The 14,716-nt window shown below is 64.0% G+C and carries 16 protein-coding genes; 11 read left to right on the plus strand and 5 right to left on the minus strand.

Annotation, left to right across the window (positions count from 1 at the left end):
* The first annotated feature begins 17 nt into the window (after nt 1–17).
* Genes mpl through FEM01_RS20995 form a run of 3 tightly spaced genes read left to right on the plus strand, consistent with a single transcriptional unit; the run spans nt 18 to nt 2,277 of the window.
* The gene (gene mpl, locus FEM01_RS20985) at nt 18–1,367 is read left to right on the plus strand and encodes a UDP-N-acetylmuramate:L-alanyl-gamma-D-glutamyl-meso-diaminopimelate ligase (protein ID WP_138221376.1); all 1,350 of its coding nucleotides are present in this window, start codon (nt 18–20) and stop codon (nt 1,365–1,367) included.
* Complete coding sequence (ubiX, locus tag FEM01_RS20990) at nt 1,364–1,993, plus strand: flavin prenyltransferase UbiX (RefSeq protein WP_138221377.1); 630 nt, start codon at nt 1,364–1,366, stop codon at nt 1,991–1,993. Before mpl ends, ubiX begins: the two co-directional genes overlap by 4 nt.
* A gap of 23 nt (nt 1,994–2,016) precedes the next feature.
* The gene (locus FEM01_RS20995; protein ID WP_138221430.1) at nt 2,017–2,277 is read left to right on the plus strand and encodes a YceK/YidQ family lipoprotein; all 261 of its coding nucleotides are present in this window, start codon (nt 2,017–2,019) and stop codon (nt 2,275–2,277) included.
* 63 nt (nt 2,278–2,340) lie between these two features.
* Here FEM01_RS20995 and FEM01_RS21000 read toward each other — a convergent pair whose 3' ends face one another.
* From FEM01_RS21000 to FEM01_RS21010, 3 genes are all read right to left on the minus strand, one after another.
* Complete coding sequence (locus FEM01_RS21000) at nt 2,341–2,982, minus strand: oxidoreductase (protein ID WP_138221378.1); 642 nt, start codon at nt 2,980–2,982, stop codon at nt 2,341–2,343.
* A 26-nt stretch (nt 2,983–3,008) separates the two neighbouring features.
* Entirely contained in the window at nt 3,009–4,742 is a 1,734-nt protein-coding gene (locus FEM01_RS21005; RefSeq protein ID WP_138221379.1) for a C13 family peptidase, read from the minus strand.
* Between the two features lie 115 nt (nt 4,743–4,857).
* Nucleotides 4,858–5,313, minus strand: coding sequence for a MaoC family dehydratase (locus tag FEM01_RS21010; protein WP_138221380.1), 456 nt, complete (start codon nt 5,311–5,313; stop codon nt 4,858–4,860).
* A 148-nt stretch (nt 5,314–5,461) separates the two neighbouring features.
* On the opposite strand from FEM01_RS21010, the gene FEM01_RS21015 reads away from it, so the two are divergent.
* From FEM01_RS21015 to FEM01_RS21025, 3 genes are read left to right on the plus strand one after another with little or no spacing between them, the layout of a single operon-like run.
* On the plus strand, nt 5,462–5,824 hold the full coding sequence (locus FEM01_RS21015; RefSeq protein WP_138221381.1) for a CidA/LrgA family protein: 363 nt from the start codon (nt 5,462–5,464) through the stop codon (nt 5,822–5,824).
* A complete protein-coding gene (locus FEM01_RS21020) occupies nt 5,821–6,537 on the plus strand; it encodes an LrgB family protein (RefSeq protein WP_138221382.1) in 717 nt (238 codons plus the stop codon). The genes FEM01_RS21015 and FEM01_RS21020 overlap by 4 nt, the downstream gene beginning before the upstream one ends.
* A 9-nt stretch (nt 6,538–6,546) precedes the next feature.
* Nucleotides 6,547–7,137, plus strand: a complete 591-nt coding sequence (locus FEM01_RS21025) for an LON peptidase substrate-binding domain-containing protein (RefSeq protein WP_138221383.1) — start codon at nt 6,547–6,549, stop codon at nt 7,135–7,137.
* Between the two features lie 379 nt (nt 7,138–7,516).
* On the opposite strand, the gene FEM01_RS21035 is transcribed toward FEM01_RS21025, so the two are convergent.
* Both FEM01_RS21035 and FEM01_RS21040 read right to left on the minus strand, forming a co-directional pair.
* Nucleotides 7,517–8,833: a bifunctional DedA family/phosphatase PAP2 family protein gene (locus FEM01_RS21035; protein ID WP_138221385.1), complete on the minus strand. Its 1,317-nt coding sequence runs from the start codon at nt 8,831–8,833 to the stop codon at nt 7,517–7,519.
* Nucleotides 8,834–8,835: 2 nt separating this feature from the next.
* On the minus strand, nt 8,836–9,522 hold the full coding sequence (locus FEM01_RS21040; RefSeq protein WP_138221386.1) for a DNA-3-methyladenine glycosylase: 687 nt from the start codon (nt 9,520–9,522) through the stop codon (nt 8,836–8,838).
* Nucleotides 9,523–9,908: 386 nt separating this feature from the next.
* Here FEM01_RS21040 and FEM01_RS21045 point away from each other — a divergent pair, with 386 nt between their 5' ends.
* From FEM01_RS21045 to mrdA, 5 genes are read left to right on the plus strand one after another with little or no spacing between them, the layout of a single operon-like run.
* Nucleotides 9,909–11,180: a glutamate-5-semialdehyde dehydrogenase gene (locus FEM01_RS21045; protein WP_138221387.1), complete on the plus strand. Its 1,272-nt coding sequence runs from the start codon at nt 9,909–9,911 to the stop codon at nt 11,178–11,180.
* A complete protein-coding gene (gene nadD, locus FEM01_RS21050; RefSeq protein ID WP_138221388.1) occupies nt 11,149–11,841 on the plus strand; it encodes a nicotinate-nucleotide adenylyltransferase in 693 nt (230 codons plus the stop codon). Before FEM01_RS21045 ends, nadD begins: the two co-directional genes overlap by 32 nt.
* 42 nt (nt 11,842–11,883) lie before the next feature.
* On the plus strand, nt 11,884–12,303 hold the full coding sequence (rsfS, locus tag FEM01_RS21055; protein WP_138221389.1) for a ribosome silencing factor: 420 nt from the start codon (nt 11,884–11,886) through the stop codon (nt 12,301–12,303).
* A gap of 9 nt (nt 12,304–12,312) precedes the next feature.
* Nucleotides 12,313–12,780 (plus strand): 23S rRNA (pseudouridine(1915)-N(3))-methyltransferase RlmH, encoded by a 468-nt coding sequence (gene rlmH / locus FEM01_RS21060; RefSeq protein WP_138221390.1) that lies wholly within the window; start codon nt 12,313–12,315, stop codon nt 12,778–12,780.
* A gap of 17 nt (nt 12,781–12,797) precedes the next feature.
* Complete coding sequence (gene mrdA / locus FEM01_RS21065; protein ID WP_138221391.1) at nt 12,798–14,696, plus strand: penicillin-binding protein 2; 1,899 nt, start codon at nt 12,798–12,800, stop codon at nt 14,694–14,696.
* Nucleotides 14,697–14,716 lie beyond the last annotated feature (20 nt).

Genomic DNA, 14,716 nt, shown 5'->3' on the forward strand with positions numbered 1-14,716 from the left:
GTTTTGCGAGGTCGAACATGCACATTCACATTCTCGGTATCTGCGGCACTTTCATGGGTTCGCTGGCCGTGCTGGCCAAGGAGCTTGGCCACCGCGTCACGGGCTCCGACGCCAATGTTTATCCCCCCATGAGCACCCAGCTCGAAGCTCAGGGCATCGAACTCACCCAAGGCTATGACCCGGCCCAGCTGGAGCCGGCGCCAGACCTGGTGGTGATCGGCAACGCCATGTCGCGGGGTAACCCGGCGGTGGAGTACGTGCTGAACAAGGGCCTGCCCTACGTGTCAGGCCCACAGTGGCTGGCCGACCATGTGCTGCAAGGCCGCTGGGTGCTGGCGGTGGCCGGGACCCACGGCAAGACCACCACCAGCAGCATGCTGGCGTGGGTGCTCGAACATGCTGGCATGAGCCCAGGCTTCCTGATCGGCGGCGTGCCGCAGAACTTCTCGGTGTCCGCACGTCTGGGCGGCACGCCGTTCTTCGTGGTCGAGGCCGACGAGTACGACAGCGCCTTTTTCGATAAGCGTTCGAAGTTCGTGCACTACCATCCGCGTACCGCGATCCTCAATAACCTTGAGTTCGATCACGCAGACATCTTTCCCGACCTGGCGTCCATCGAGCGGCAGTTCCACCATTTGGTGCGGACTATTCCGAGCGAAGGCCTGGTCATCCATCCAACCACCGAGCCTGCCTTGGAGCGGGTGATCGGCATGGGCTGCTGGACCCCGGTACAAACCACTGGCGAGGGGGGGCAGTGGCAGGCACGCCTGCTCAGCGCCGATGGCTCGCGCTTCGAAGTGCTGTTCGATGGCCAGGTGCAAGGTGTGGTGGACTGGGCTCTGACTGGCCAGCATAACGTCGCCAACGCATTGGCTACCCTGGCAGCGGCACGCCATGTCGGTGTGGTGCCGGCCATGGGCATCGACGGCCTGAGCGCGTTCAAGAGCGTCAAGCGGCGTATGGAGAAGGTCGCCGAGGTGCAGGGCGTGACCATCTATGACGACTTCGCCCACCACCCGACGGCTATCGCCACCACCCTCGACGGTTTGCGCAAGCGCGTCGGCGAGGCGCCGGTGATCGCGGTGATCGAGCCGCGCTCCAACTCCATGAAGCTCGGCGCCCACCGCGCTGGCCTGCCGGAAAGCGTCAACGACGCCGATCAGGTGATCTGGTATGCACCGCCCAATCTCGGTTGGGACCTGGCCGGCACCGCCGCCGAGTGCACCGTGCCGAGTATCGTTGCCGACAGCCTTGAGGCAATCATCACGCGTATCAAGGGCCAGGCGCGCCCAGGCACCCATGTGGTGATCATGAGCAACGGCGGCTTCGGCGGCCTGCACGGCAAACTGGCCGAGGCCCTCCAATGAGCGGCCCGGAACGTATCACTTTGGCCATGACCGGCGCCTCCGGGGCGCAGTATGGCCTGCGCCTGCTCGATTGCCTGGTGCGCGAAGACCGCGAGGTGCACTTTCTTATCTCCAAGGCCGCGCAACTGGTGATGTCCACCGAGACCGACGTGATGCTGCCGGCCAAGCCCCAGGCCATGCAGGCGTTTCTCACCGAGTATACCGGTGCCGCCGACGGGCAGATCCGCGTGTACGGCAAGGAAGACTGGATGTCGCCGGTGGCCTCTGGGTCTGGTGCGCCGACGGCGATGGTGGTGGTGCCATGCTCTACCGGCAGCCTGTCGGCGATTGCCAGCGGCGCCTGCAACAACCTGATCGAACGTGCCGCCGACGTGACGCTGAAGGAGCGCCGCCAGTTGATTCTGGTACCACGTGAGGCGCCGCTGTCGACCATCCACCTGGAAAACATGCTCAAGTTATCGCAGATGGGCGCGGTGATCCTGCCGGCAGCGCCGGGGTTTTATCACCAGCCGCAGAGCATCGACGACCTGGTGGACTTTGTCGTGGCGCGCATCCTCAACCTGCTGAATATTCCACAGGACATGCTGCCGCGCTGGGGCGAGCACCACTACGGGGCTGACGATTGAAACGCACGCTGCTGGGCTTGCTGATGTGCTGCACCCTGGGGGGGTGTGCCACGCTACGTACGCTGGATGCCAACAAACCTGGCGCGCCGGTGGTGTATGCCGGCACGCGGCTGGATCTGTATGCGTTGAACGGTGGATGCTGCCCGCTGGATCGCTTCGGGGCCGAGGCCCCGGCGTATCCGCGTCTGGATCTGCCAGGGAGCGCGTTGCTGGATACCTTGTTGCTGCCGTTGTCGCTGCTGACGGCGGCAGGGGTGGGGTTCAATGCCAGGGGCGGGCTGTAGGCTGGCGACAGTCAGCTAATCCTGTTGCCGTTACGTTGTCGCCCCCGGCAGGGCTCTCGCCGACTACTTGCCCAGCTTGCGTAACTCGTCCGACTCGATCACCCGCACCCCGTCCTCTTCTTCAAGCGCCAAGCGCCACAGCGCCCGAGCCAGGGTGCAGGCTTCGATTCCACGGTACTTGCCCGGAATCAGCTTGGAGAACGGCGCCGCGAGCGTTTCGCCCAGGCGCGGTTGGATGCGCTCGCCGAGCAACAGCGAAGGCCGCACGATGGTCAGTTGCGGCCAGTCCTGGTCCTTGAGCGCTTGCTCCATCTCGCCCTTGACCCGGTTGTAGAAGATCGACGACTTAGGGTCTGCACCCAGCGCACTGACCACCAGCAGATGGCGCGCGCCCATCTCGCGGGCACGCTTGCTGAACGCCACCACCATGTCCAGATCGACCGCGCGAAACGCCGACTCGGAGCCCGCCTGCTTGAGCGTGGTGCCCAGACAGCAAAAGGCGATATCGACGCGGCCGGCCAGCTGTGGAAGAAACACCGCCGGGTCGCCCACGGGGTTTTCCAGGTGTGGATGTTCGGCCAGCGGCCGGCGGGTCGGTGCCAGCACACGGCTGATGGTGGGTTCGTTGAGCAACCGGTCGAGCAGGTGTTCACCTGTCAGACCCGTGGCACCGGCAAGCAGGACATGCTGAGGCGTCAAGTACATGATGTCTCTCCCTTGTTACACACAGCTTAGTGGTCGGCAGGTGTTTTTGCCTGTTCCACCGGCGCTGGTTGGGCCTCGTTGCGCAGTGCTGTCTCGGCCTGTTGCTTGCGCAGTCGCTGCCAGTGCGCGAGCACTGCCTGCGGGGCCCAGAGCTGCGGTTCGGAGGCGTCGAATCCTTCTCTTCGCTCTCGTTGGGCAACGCTTTGTCGCGCCAGTTCAAACGCCTGTTTCAGATCGTCCGTCTGGTTCAGCGCCTGGGCGAACAGGGCGTCGCCGAAATAGGTGAAATCAGCCTCTTCCGAACAGCCGAACGACACCCGGTCAGGTCGGGCGGCGGTCATGATCAAGGTTCGTTCATCCTTGAGCGGGGCGATGTAGCCACCGGAATAGCAGGCAGAGATGACAATCACCTTGTCGCGGTTCTTCAGCGGGGCCAGGGCGCTGGCCAGTTCGTCGGCGGACAGGTCGGCCAATTGCAGGCGCGGCTGGTCGAGCACCAGTTGGTGGTCGGGGCTGCCGTGGCTGGTCAGGTAGACGAATATCAGGTCCTCCGGGCCGCTGCGCTCGGCAATCACCCGGGCTGCACGGGACAGGCTTTCGCGGGTGGCCATGGGGCGGTCGGCCATGTGCTCGCGGTGGTTGACCAGTGTCACCTGGCCAAGGGCGCCGAAGCGTACCCTGAGCATGTTGCTGACGTAGTCGGCCTCGCGCATGAACACGCTCTGCTGGCCATCGCCGGCCACCACCAGGCTGTATAGCTGCACCGGGGGTATCGAGTGCGGCACCTTGGCCAGCGCGTCGTCGAGCAATTTGCCTTGCTTGAGCAAGGCCAGGTCCAGCGGGTCGGGCAGCAATTTGCCCTTGTCGTCGCGCACGCGCACGCCGTTGACCCAGTAGCCGGCCTCGAGACGGCCATCGGGGTGGGTCAGCCGGCCATTTCCCTGGTAGACGTCGTCGGCGAAACCACCGCTGAATTCGCTGCCGTCGGCCAGTTGCAGGGTGCCCTTGCCATTGAAGCGCCAGTCGCGGAAACCGCCCTTGTAGTGGCTGCCGTCGCTGCCCAGCAGTTCGCCTTCGCCGGTGAGCGAACCGTCCTTGAAATCGCCGATCCAGACATCGCCGTCGACGTTTTCGTAACGCCCACGGCCTTGCAGGTGGTTGTCCTTGAATTCGCCGATGTACTGCTCGCCGTCGGCGCTGTCGTAGGTGCCGGCCCCTTGCAACTGGCCGTCGATGAAGTGGCCACTGAAGCGGTTGCCGGCAGCATCGCTGCGCACCCCAGCGCCATTCGGTTTGCCGTTGGCGAACAGGCCTTGGTAGCGGCTGCCGTCGGCCAGCTCAAGCAGGCCGGCGCCGTTGTACTGGTCGTCCTTGAACTGGCCACGGTAGGTCTGGTCGTGCTGTTTGAGGGTGCCTTCGCCGTCGCGTCGGCCCTGCTTGAAGGTGCCCGCGTAGTGGCTGTCCGGTGTATTCAACTCGCCCAGGCCTTGGAACAGGCCTGCGCTGAACTGGCCACGGTAGATCTCGCCGTTGCTGCCGTGCCACTCGCCCTGGCCATGCCATTGACCATCCTTGAAGCCGCCGGCGTACCAACTGCCGTTGGGATAGTCGATGCGGCCTTCGCCTTGCAGCAAGCCGTCGACGACCTGGCCCCGGTAACGCCCGCCATCGGGCAGGCGTGCATCGGGTGGCGACAGGGGTTCACCTTCGCCACAGGCAGCGAGCAGCAGGGCAAGGGTCAGGGGCAGCAGTGGGCGCATGTTGGTGTCCGGCGAAACGATGCGCCGAGTATGCCGTACTGGCCTTATCGCAGGCTATCGCCAGCACCCACAGGTCCAGCGCGGCTCGATCCTGTGGGCGCAACCCCGGCGCGGCTCAGACGAAGCAGAGCGAGAGCGGCTCGGCGATGTAGGCAGGTTTCTCCTCGCCTTCGATTTCCAGGGTTGCGGTGACCTTGAGCAGCCACTGCCCGGGCTTTTTCTCGATGGCGTCGGTCAGCTCGACTTTCAGGCGCACCTGGCTGTCGACTTTTACCGGTTGAATGAAGCGCACGCTGTCCAGGCCATAGTTGACTGCCATCTTCAGCCCCTCGGGCAGCACCAGGATATCTTCCATCAGCTTAGGGATCAGCGACAGGGTCAGGAAACCATGGGCGATGGTGGTGCCGAATGGGGTCTTGGCGGCTTTGACGGGATCAACGTGGATGAACTGGAAATCGCCGGTGGCTTCGGCGAACAGGTTGATGCGCTGCTGGTCGATCTTCAGCCAGTCGGAACGTCCCAACTCCTTGCCAACGTACTGCGAAAGCTCTGTAACCGGTACATAGGGCATCGCGACTCTCCTGAGTGTCATTTGGTACGAGGGTGCAAGATCAGCACGCCGAACCGATTCAGTCAAGTTGGCCGTTTTTCGGCGAATATCGCCTTATAGCCAGTTGCTTAGCGTGCTTATAATGGCCGCCTGCTTTCAGGAGGTCCGTATGCTGTTGCGTGGTTTGACCTGGCTGGTGCTGTTCCAGCTGCTTGGGACAGCGATCAATCACCTGTTCCTGCACATCCTGCCCGGGCCGATCATCGGCCTATTGCTGCTGCTGGCCTACCTGATGCTGCGTGGCGAAGTGGGCAAGCCGCTCAACGAGGCAGCCAGCAGCCTGTTGCGCTATCTGCCGCTGCTGCTGGTGCCACCGGCGGTGGGGGTGATGGTGTACGCCCGCGACATCGCCGCAGATTTCTGGGCCATCGTCGGCGCGCTGTTCATCTCGTGTCTGGCGACGATGGTGTTCGTCGGCGTGTTGATGCAGAAGCTCATTCATCGCCAGGGGCGGCGTGAGGAGCAACCATGAACCTCGACTGGCACGGCGCGCTGGAGGCTGTCATCCACCACCCGCTGTTCGGCATCGGCATCACTCTGGCGGCGTATCAGTTGGTGCTGGGAGCCTACGAGAAAACCCGCTGGATCTTCTTGCAGCCGGTACTGGTGTCGATGCTAGTGGTGATTGGCATCCTACTGGTGTGCGGCATCGACTACGCCGAGTATCGCAAGAGCACCGAAATCATGAACATCCTGCTCGGGCCTGCCACCGTGGCCTTGGCAGTACCGCTGTACCTGAACTTGCGGCGCATTCGCCAGTTGTTCTGGCCGACATTTACTACGCTGGTAGTCGGAGGCCTGTTCGCCACCGTGGCGTGCCTGGCGCTGGGCTGGTGGTTTGGCGCCGAGCACATGATCCTGATGACCATGGCGCCCAAGTCGGTCACCTCGCCGATTGCCATGCTGGTTGCCGAGCAGATTGGCGGCGTGGCGGCGTTGGCGGCAGTGTTCGTGTTGATCACCGGGGTGATCGGGGCGATCTTCGGCCCTGCGCTGCTCAGCCGTTTTGGTGTGCTCAGCCCTGAAGCACGGGGCATGGCCCTTGGGGTTACTGCGCATGCCGTGGGCACTTCGGTGGCCCTGCAAGAAGGTGATGAATGTGGCGCCTTCGCCGCGCTGGCGATGAGCCTGATGGGGGTGGCCACAGCGGTGTTCCTGCCGTTGGCGGTCAGCCTGGTTGTTTGAGGAATCGTGATGACGCTACCGCTGTTTCCCCTCAATACCGTGCTGTTTCCCGGTTGCCTGCTCGATTTGCAGATTTTCGAGGCGCGCTACCTGGACATGATTGGCCGCTGCATGAAGCAGGGCGAAGGCTTTGGCGTGGTGTGCATCCTCGAAGGCGAGCAGGTGGGCAAGGCTCCACCTGCGGTGGCATCGGTGGGCTGCGAGGCGGTGATTCGTGACTTCGTGCAGCAGGATAACGGCTTGCTGGGCATTCGGGTCGAGGGTGTGCGGCGCTTTCGCGTGGCGCAGACCGAGGTGCGCAAGGACCAATTGCTGGTCGGCCAGGTGCATTGGCTGCCGGAGCAGGCCGACAGCCCCTTGATCGAGCAAGACGACGACCTGCTAGCGCTTCTGGTGGCACTGGGCGAGCATCCCATGGTCGAGGCGCTGGACATGCCGCGCGACGTTGACGGGCGCCAGGCGCTGGCCAACCAGCTGGCCTACCTGCTGCCGTTCATGGAGGAAGACAAGCTCGACTTGCTGGCGATGGACTCACCGCAATTGCGGCTTGAGGCGATCCAGACCCTGTTGGAACGGATCCAGGGCGAGTTGTTTGCCTGACCACGATCTCCTGTAGGAGCGGCCTTGCCGGAGCGCCGGACCGGCCGGAAAGGGCTGCGCAGCAGCCCCGGCAATTTTGCATGAGGCCGCAATCCTGGGGCCGCTACGCGCCCCTTTCGCGACACAAGGCCGCTCTCATAGAACTACACATAACTTGTTGATTTAGAAGGAATCTGTGGGGGGCGGGCTTGCCGGAGTGCCGGACCACCGCGAACACCGGCAAAGCCGGTGCCATCCACCGAGTCGCCTGCTTCGCGGGCAAGTCGGGGCGCCGAGCCGCCGCTCCCACAGGGTACGCGGAGCGCTTGCGAAATCAGTTCTCTGCGCGACAGCGCAGCCCAAAGGGCTGGGTGATCTCCTACAGGGATTTGCGCTCGGTTCAATACTGGTACCGCAACAACGCCTTGGGCAGCGCATGCAGCGCAAAGAATGACAGCAACGCGATGCACGCCGGCAAGACCAGCCACCACACCCGTTGCGACAACGCCGTGAGCGGCTGGCGGTATTGCACCAGGGTTAGGCTCAACGCACACACGCAGCAGGCCAGCAGCGCGCCTGCGAGAATGTCGGTGGGCCAGTGCACCCCCAGGTACACCCGCGACAGGGCAATCGAAAGTGCGGGAATGCAGCCCAGCAGCACCCAGGTCAGGCGCATGCGCGGGGGTTGGCCGCGCCCGGCCAGTACCGCCAGCACCAGGAAAAACGCGAACGACGCCGAACTGTGGCCGCTGGGCATGCTGTAGCTGGTTAGCGGGTCGCTCAGCACTTCGGGGCGGGCGCGGGCGAACAACCATTTCAACGTGCCGTTGGCGGTCGCCGTGCCGATCAGTGCGGCGCCGGCGAACAGCGCGTGACGCCATTGCCGGGCCAGCAGCAGCAGGCCGGTCAGCAGGCCGCCCAGGAAGAACTGGGTGCGGAAATCACCCAGACGGGTCACGACCACCACGATGCTGTCGATGGCCTGGCTGCGGTGTTCCTGCACCAAGGTCATCACGCCTTGGTCAAAGGCGCTCAGGTATGGCCAGCCGATGAACAGCGCGGCCACAGCCACGCCGCTCATGGCCGTGATCAGCCGGGTGCCGTGGCGCTGGTCGCGAATACTGCTGTTCAGGCTCAGGCCAATCAGCACCGCCAGGGTGCCGAACACGATGCCAGCGTCCAGCCAGAAGCCCTCCGGCAGTGGCAGGCGCATGGCCGCACCGGTGGCCCAGCCCGGCAGCAGGTAGGCGACCGACCAGCCAGCGCCGGCCACCAGGCTGACGGCGATAAAGCGAGGCAGCGGCATGTCGCACATGCCGGCGACCATTGGCAGCATCGGCCGCAGCGGCCCAATGAAGCGGCCTACCAGCAGGCTGGCGATGCCGTAGCGCTGGAAGTACGCCTCGGCCCTGCCGATCCATTCGGGGTGGTCGCGCAGCAGTGGCAGGCGGCGAATGTTCTGGTGGAAATACTTGCCCACCGCGTACGACAACGCATCGCCCAGCACCCCGCCGAGAAAGCCCAGCAGCAGCGTTTCACCCAGACTGAAGGTGCCACTGCCTGCGAGCACCGCTACGGCGAACAGCAATACGGTGCCCGGCACGATGATGCCGGCGATGGCCAGGCACTCGATGCATGCCACCAGGAAAATTGCCAGGCCAAGCCACTGAGGGTTGGCGCTGAGCCAGCCGGTCAGGCTGTCGATCCATTCGCCCATGTTCAGTTTCCTTGTTCGAGAATGACGAAGTCGCGGCCTTCGACTTGGCCGCGACGTAACGGGTTCCGCGTGCAGAAACGCGCATATTGGGCATCGACGAAGCGGTAGGGCAGGTGCTCGTCGCGACCGTGGGGAATGCCCAGGCGCGCGGCCTGGATGACCCGTGGCACGGCGAGGCCGCAGTCTTCGACGTACAAACGCGCGTGGTCGAAGCGTTGAGCGTCCCAGTCCGGCACCTTCAAGCCCATGGCCCGGCACAGCAGGGTCTGGCCATTGCACAGGCGCTCGGGCGGGCGCAGCTTGCCGCTGGCATCGGGGTTGTTCAACTGCATCTGCGCCAGGCTGTTCGAATCCGAAAGCGCATCGGTAAAAGGGTAGGCGGACTTGATCAGCACCGCATTGCCTGGCCCCTTTGCGCTGAAGTTCAGCGAATCGCCGCCGCGCGCGTAATACATGTAGATATGTCCGCCATCGAGAAACAGCGCCTTGCGTTTCTCGGTGTAGCCGAGCGAGGCGTGGCTACCCTTGTCAGTGAGGTAGTAGGCCTCGGTCTCGATGATTCGCGCGGCCAGCCACAGCTCGCCCTGGCGATGGCGAATCACCTTGCCCAGCAGTTCGCGGGCGAGGGTCTGTGCATCGCGGTCGAAAAAACTGTCGGGCAGGGCGCGGTCGGGGCAGGGGGCTGGCATGCAGGCAGTTCGTGGCGATAAAGCCGGGGATCATAGCAATGAATGGCTTAATCGAGGCTGAATCGCTTTGCGGGCATGCTTTGCGAGGGCTGTTTCATAGGTGCCCGATTTGAGCCTGTTGGGGCTGCTGTGCAGCCCTTTCGCGGCACAAGGCCGCTCCTACAGAGCCCGCGTGAGCCCGTGAATATTGGCTTGCGCTGTGGTTGTAGGCGCTGCCTCGTGCCACGAAAGGATTGGATCTGGCTCGGATAATTCCGATACGGGTGGTTACATCTTTCCTACGCATTCTTTCCACCCATTTTCTACCATCCGCCACCCGCCGCTGGGCGTACCCGAGCGCGCCAGTTATAATCAGCCGATTTCCCCTTTGACAAGACATCGAGCCCATGACCGAGTCCGTTCTTGACTACATGACCCGCCTGGGTCGCGCCGCGCGCGAGGCCTCGCGGGTGATCGGCCGTGCCAGCACCGCGCAGAAGAACCGCGCCCTGCAGGCCGCTGCCGACGCGCTGGACGCCGCCCGCGATGCGCTCACCGCAGCCAACGAACAGGACCTAGCCAAAGGCCGCGCCAACGGCCTGGAGCCGGCGCTGCTCGACCGTCTGGCGCTCACGCCGGCGCGCATCGACAGCATGATCACTGGCCTGCGCCAGGTGGCCAGCCTGCCGGACCCGGTCGGCGCGATCCGCGACATGAGCTACCGCCCGTCGGGCATCCAGGTCGGCAAGATGCGCGTTCCGCTGGGTGTGATCGGCATCATCTACGAGTCGCGTCCGAACGTGACCATCGACGCTGCCAGCCTGTGCCTGAAGTCGGGCAATGCCACCATCCTGCGCGGCGGCTCCGAGGCCATCCACTCCAACCGCGCCATCGCCGCGTGCATCCAACAGGGCCTGGCCAAGGCCGGCCTGCCGCCAGCGGTGGTGCAGGTGGTCGAGACGACCGACCGCGAGGCGGTTGGCGCGTTGATCAGCATGCCGGAGTTTGTCGATGTGATCGTCCCGCGTGGCGGCCGTGGCCTGATTGAGCGCATCAGCCGTGACGCGCGGGTGCCGGTAATCAAGCACCTGGACGGTATCTGCCACGTGTTCGTCGACGCACACGCCGACCTGGACAAGGCCTGGCGCGTGGCCTTCAACGCCAAGACCTACCGCTACGGCATCTGCGGCGCCATGGAGACGCTGCTGGTGGACCAGCAGGTGGCCGAAGGCTTTCTCCCGGAAATGGCCCGTCGCTTCGTCGAGAAAGGCGTCGAGCTGCGCGGCTGCCCACGCACCTGCGCACTCATCGACAGCAAGCCTGCCAGCGAAGACGACTGGCACACCGAATACCTCGACGCGATCCTGTCGATTCGTGTGGTCGATGGCCTGGACCAGGCCATCGAACACATCAACCACTACGGCTCGCACCACACCGACTCGATCATCACCGAGCATCAGGGCCAGGCTCGGCGCTTCATGGCCGAGGTCGATTCGGCGTCGGTCATGCTCAATACCCCGACCTGCTTCGCCGATGGTTTCGAATATGGCCTGGGCGCCGAGATCGGTATCTCCACCGACAAGCTGCACGCCCGTGGCCCAGTCGGCCTGGAAGGCCTGACCTGCGAGAAGTACGTGGTGATCGGTGATGGCCAACTGCGCGGCCAGGAGTCCTGCTGAGTTGAGCAAGGCTGCGGCAGTCCGGCGTATCGGCATGCTTGGCGGAACCTTCGATCCGGTGCATATCGGTCACTTGCGCAGTGCGCTGGAAGTGGCCGAGTTCATGGACCTGGACGAACTGCGCCTGTTGCCCAATGCCCGCCCGCCGCACCGCGACACCCCGCAGGTGGCGGCGCAGGACCGGCTGGCCATGGTGCGCAGTGCGGTGCAGGGCGTTGCGCGCCTGAGCGTGGACGACCGCGAACTGGCCCGCGACAAGCCGTCGTACACCCTCGACACGCTGGAGTCGGTGCGCGCCGAGCTGGGGCCCGACGACCAACTGTTCCTGGTGTTGGGTTGGGATGCCTTCTGTGGCTTGCCCAGCTGGCACCGCTGGGAAGAATTGCTGCAACACTGTCACATCCTGGTCCTGCAACGCCCGGATGCCGACGTAGAACCCCCTGATGCGCTGCGCAACTTGTTGGCAGCGCGTCAGCAGAGCGATCCCACCGCCATGTCCGGCCCGGCGGGGCACATTTCGTTCGTCTGGCAGACACCGCTCGCGGTGTCCGCCACCCAGATCCGACAGCTGCTGGCCAGTGGCAAGTCGGTTCGGTTCCTGGTGCCGGACGCCGTACTGGCCTACATCGAGGCGCACGATCTGTATCGTGCGTCCAACTGACGGCGCCACGGCGCCTCATTCAATGAGTTGAACGAGTTTTATATGACCAAGCAGAAAATCAATGGCGAAGAACTGGTCGAACTGACCAAGGCCGCGCTGGAAGACGTCAAGGCCCAGGATATCCAGGTCATCGACGTGCGTGAGAAGCACAGCCTGACCGACTACATGATCATCGCCACCGGTACCTCCAACCGCCAGATCAACGCGATGCTGGAAAAGGTCCGCGAGGCGGTCAAGGCCAAGGGCGCACAGCCTCTGGGCGAAGAAGGCAAGGGCGACAGCGACTGGGTGCTGCTGGACTTGAATGACGTCATCGTGCACATGATGACCGCCGCTGCGCGTCAGTTCTACGACCTTGAGCGTCTGTGGCTGGGTGCCGAGCAGAGCCGTTCGGCTGATGGTCGCCACCACAGCCCGGAGAACGCGCATGACTATTCCGAAAAGCTCAAGGATCGGGAATAAGGTCGCGCTGTGCGTCTGCGTCTGATTGCGGTTGGCTCGCGCATGCCCAAGTGGGTCGAGGAAGGCTGGCATGAGTATGCCAAGCGCCTGCCCCCGGAGCTTGCGCTGGAGCTGGTGGAAATCCCGCTCAACACCCGTGGCAAGAATGCCGATGTCGCCCGCCTGATCCGTCAGGAGGGCGAGGCGATGCTGAGCAAGGTGCAGCCTGGGGAACGCATCGTCACCCTGGAGGTCCATGGCAAGCCGTGGAGCACCGAGCAGTTGGCGAGCGAGCTGGATCGCTGGCGCCTGGATGCGCGTACGGTCAACCTGATGGTGGGTGGCCCGGAGGGGCTGGCGCCGGAGGTCTGTGCGCGCAGCGAGCAGCGTTGGTCGTTGTCGCCGCTGACCTTGCCGCATCCGCTGGTGCGGATTCTGCTTGGCGAGCAGATCTATCGTGCCTGGACCGTGCTGTCCGGGCACCCCTACCACAAATGAACCTGTAAGCCCGCCCGATGCCGCAGCAGATCCCCCTCAAGGACCACGAGAAAGACGCCCGCCTGGTGCGTAAACGCGTCGTCGTGGGTGCGGTGGCGATCATGCTGCTGATCTGCGTGCTGATTGCGCGCCTGTATTTCCTGCAGGTCATTCAGTACGACTATCACTCGACGCTGTCGGAGAACAACCGGGTGCATGTGCAGCCGATCCCGCCGACCCGCGGGCTGATCTTCGACCGCAACGGGGTGATCATCGCCGACAACCGTCCAAGCTTCAGCCTGGTGATGACGCGCGAGCGCGCCGGCAATCCCGGTAAGTGGCAGGAAGTGCTGGATGTGATCGTCGAGGTGCTGGAGCTGACCCCGGATGACCGGGCGTTGTTCGAGAAGCGCATGAAGCAGGGGCGACGGCCGTTCGAGCCGGTGCCGATCCTGTTCGAACTCACCGAAGAGCAGATCGCCCGTATCGCCGTGAACCAGTTCCGCCTGCCAGGCGTCGAGGTGGCTGCGCAGTTGGTCCGTCACTACCCGCAGGGCACGCATTTCGCCCATTCGGTGGGGTATGTGGGGCGCATCAACGAGAAGGAGCTCAAGACGCTCGACCCGGTCAATTACAGCGGCACCCACCATATCGGCAAGACCGGCATCGAGCGCTTCTACGAAGACGAGCTGCACGGCCAGGTGGGTTACGAGGAAGTCGAGACCAATGCCCGTGGCCGTGTGCTGCGGGTACTCAAACGCACCGACCCCAAGCCAGGCAAGGACATCGTCCTGAGCCTCGACATCAAGTTGCAGGAGGCTGCCGAACAGGCGCTGGGTGGACGCCGTGGCGCGATCGTGGCACTCGATCCGCGCACTGGCGAGGTGTTGGCGATGGTCAGCCAGCCGAGCTTCGACCCTAACTTGTTCGTCACCGGCATCAGCTTCAAGGCCTATGCCGAACTGCGCGATTCGATCGACCGTCCGCTGTTCAACCGTGTGTTGCGTGGCCTGTACCCGCCGGGTTCGACGATCAAGCCGGCAGTGGCCATCGCCGGGTTGGACAGCGGCGTGGTCACAGCGTCCAGCCGGGTTTTCGACCCCGGTTACTACCAACTGCCCAACTATGACCATAAGTACCGCAACTGGAACCGTACCGGCGATGGCTGGGTGGATCTGGATGTGGCGATCATGCGCTCTAACGACACGTACTTCTACGATCTGGCGCACAAGATGGGCATTGATCGGTTATCCAGCTACATGAACCGCTTCGGCATTGGACAAAAAGTCTCGCTCGACATGTTCGAGGAATCTCCAGGGCTCATGCCATCGCGCGAGTGGAAACGCGCCACCCGCCGTCAGGCCTGGTTCCCGGGGGAAACCCTGATTCTCGGGATTGGCCAGGGCTACATGCAGGCGACACCCCTGCAACTGGCCCAGGCCACCGCGCTGATCGCCAACAAGGGTGTGTGGAACCGCCCGCACCTGGCCAAGACCATCGAAGGTCAGCCGCCAGTGGACCAGAACCCCATGCAAGACATTGTCCTGCGTGACAAATCCGACTGGGCCAAGGTTACCCATGGCATGGAGCAGGTGATGCACGGCGCCCGGGGGACCGCGCGCAAGGCGGCGCTGGGCTCGCAATACCGCATCGCAGGCAAGAGCGGCACGGCGCAGGTGGTGGCGATCAAGCAGGGCGAGAAGTACGACCGCAACAAGCTTCAGGAGCGCCACCGCGACCACGCGTTGTTCGTCGCCTTCGCCCCGGCCAACGACCCGAAGATCGTGGTCTCGGTGATGGTCGAGAACGGCGAGTCCGGCTCAGGTGTCGCCGCCCCCGTGGTACGTCAGGTCATGGACGCCTGGCTGCTCGACGAGAATGGCCAGCTCAAGCCTGAGTTTGGCCCCGCCACAGTCGCCCAGGAAACGGCCCCGTGAAGAACAATTTCGATCGCATG

Source organism: Pseudomonas mosselii (assembly GCF_005796105.1).
Taxonomy (GTDB): Bacteria; Pseudomonadota; Gammaproteobacteria; order Pseudomonadales; family Pseudomonadaceae; genus Aquipseudomonas; species Aquipseudomonas mosselii_C.

Coding starts and splice junctions, on each gene's coding strand:
- mpl (WP_138221376.1), top strand. CDS start 18: ATGCACATTCACATTCTCGGTATCTGCGGCACTTTCATGGGTTCGCTG.
- ubiX (WP_138221377.1), top strand. CDS start 1,364: ATGAGCGGCCCGGAACGTATCACTTTGGCCATGACCGGCGCCTCCGGG.
- FEM01_RS20995 (WP_138221430.1), top strand. CDS start 2,017: ATGTGCTGCACCCTGGGGGGGTGTGCCACGCTACGTACGCTGGATGCC.
- FEM01_RS21000 (WP_138221378.1), bottom strand. CDS start 2,982: ATGTACTTGACGCCTCAGCATGTCCTGCTTGCCGGTGCCACGGGTCTG.
- FEM01_RS21005 (WP_138221379.1), bottom strand. CDS start 4,742: ATGCGCCCACTGCTGCCCCTGACCCTTGCCCTGCTGCTCGCTGCCTGT.
- FEM01_RS21010 (WP_138221380.1), bottom strand. CDS start 5,313: ATGCCCTATGTACCGGTTACAGAGCTTTCGCAGTACGTTGGCAAGGAG.
- FEM01_RS21015 (WP_138221381.1), top strand. CDS start 5,462: ATGCTGTTGCGTGGTTTGACCTGGCTGGTGCTGTTCCAGCTGCTTGGG.
- FEM01_RS21020 (WP_138221382.1), top strand. CDS start 5,821: ATGAACCTCGACTGGCACGGCGCGCTGGAGGCTGTCATCCACCACCCG.
- FEM01_RS21025 (WP_138221383.1), top strand. CDS start 6,547: ATGACGCTACCGCTGTTTCCCCTCAATACCGTGCTGTTTCCCGGTTGC.
- FEM01_RS21035 (WP_138221385.1), bottom strand. CDS start 8,833: ATGGGCGAATGGATCGACAGCCTGACCGGCTGGCTCAGCGCCAACCCT.
- FEM01_RS21040 (WP_138221386.1), bottom strand. CDS start 9,522: ATGCCAGCCCCCTGCCCCGACCGCGCCCTGCCCGACAGTTTTTTCGAC.
- FEM01_RS21045 (WP_138221387.1), top strand. CDS start 9,909: ATGACCGAGTCCGTTCTTGACTACATGACCCGCCTGGGTCGCGCCGCG.
- nadD (WP_138221388.1), top strand. CDS start 11,149: ATGGCCAACTGCGCGGCCAGGAGTCCTGCTGAGTTGAGCAAGGCTGCG.
- rsfS (WP_138221389.1), top strand. CDS start 11,884: ATGACCAAGCAGAAAATCAATGGCGAAGAACTGGTCGAACTGACCAAG.
- mrdA (WP_138221391.1), top strand. CDS start 12,798: ATGCCGCAGCAGATCCCCCTCAAGGACCACGAGAAAGACGCCCGCCTG.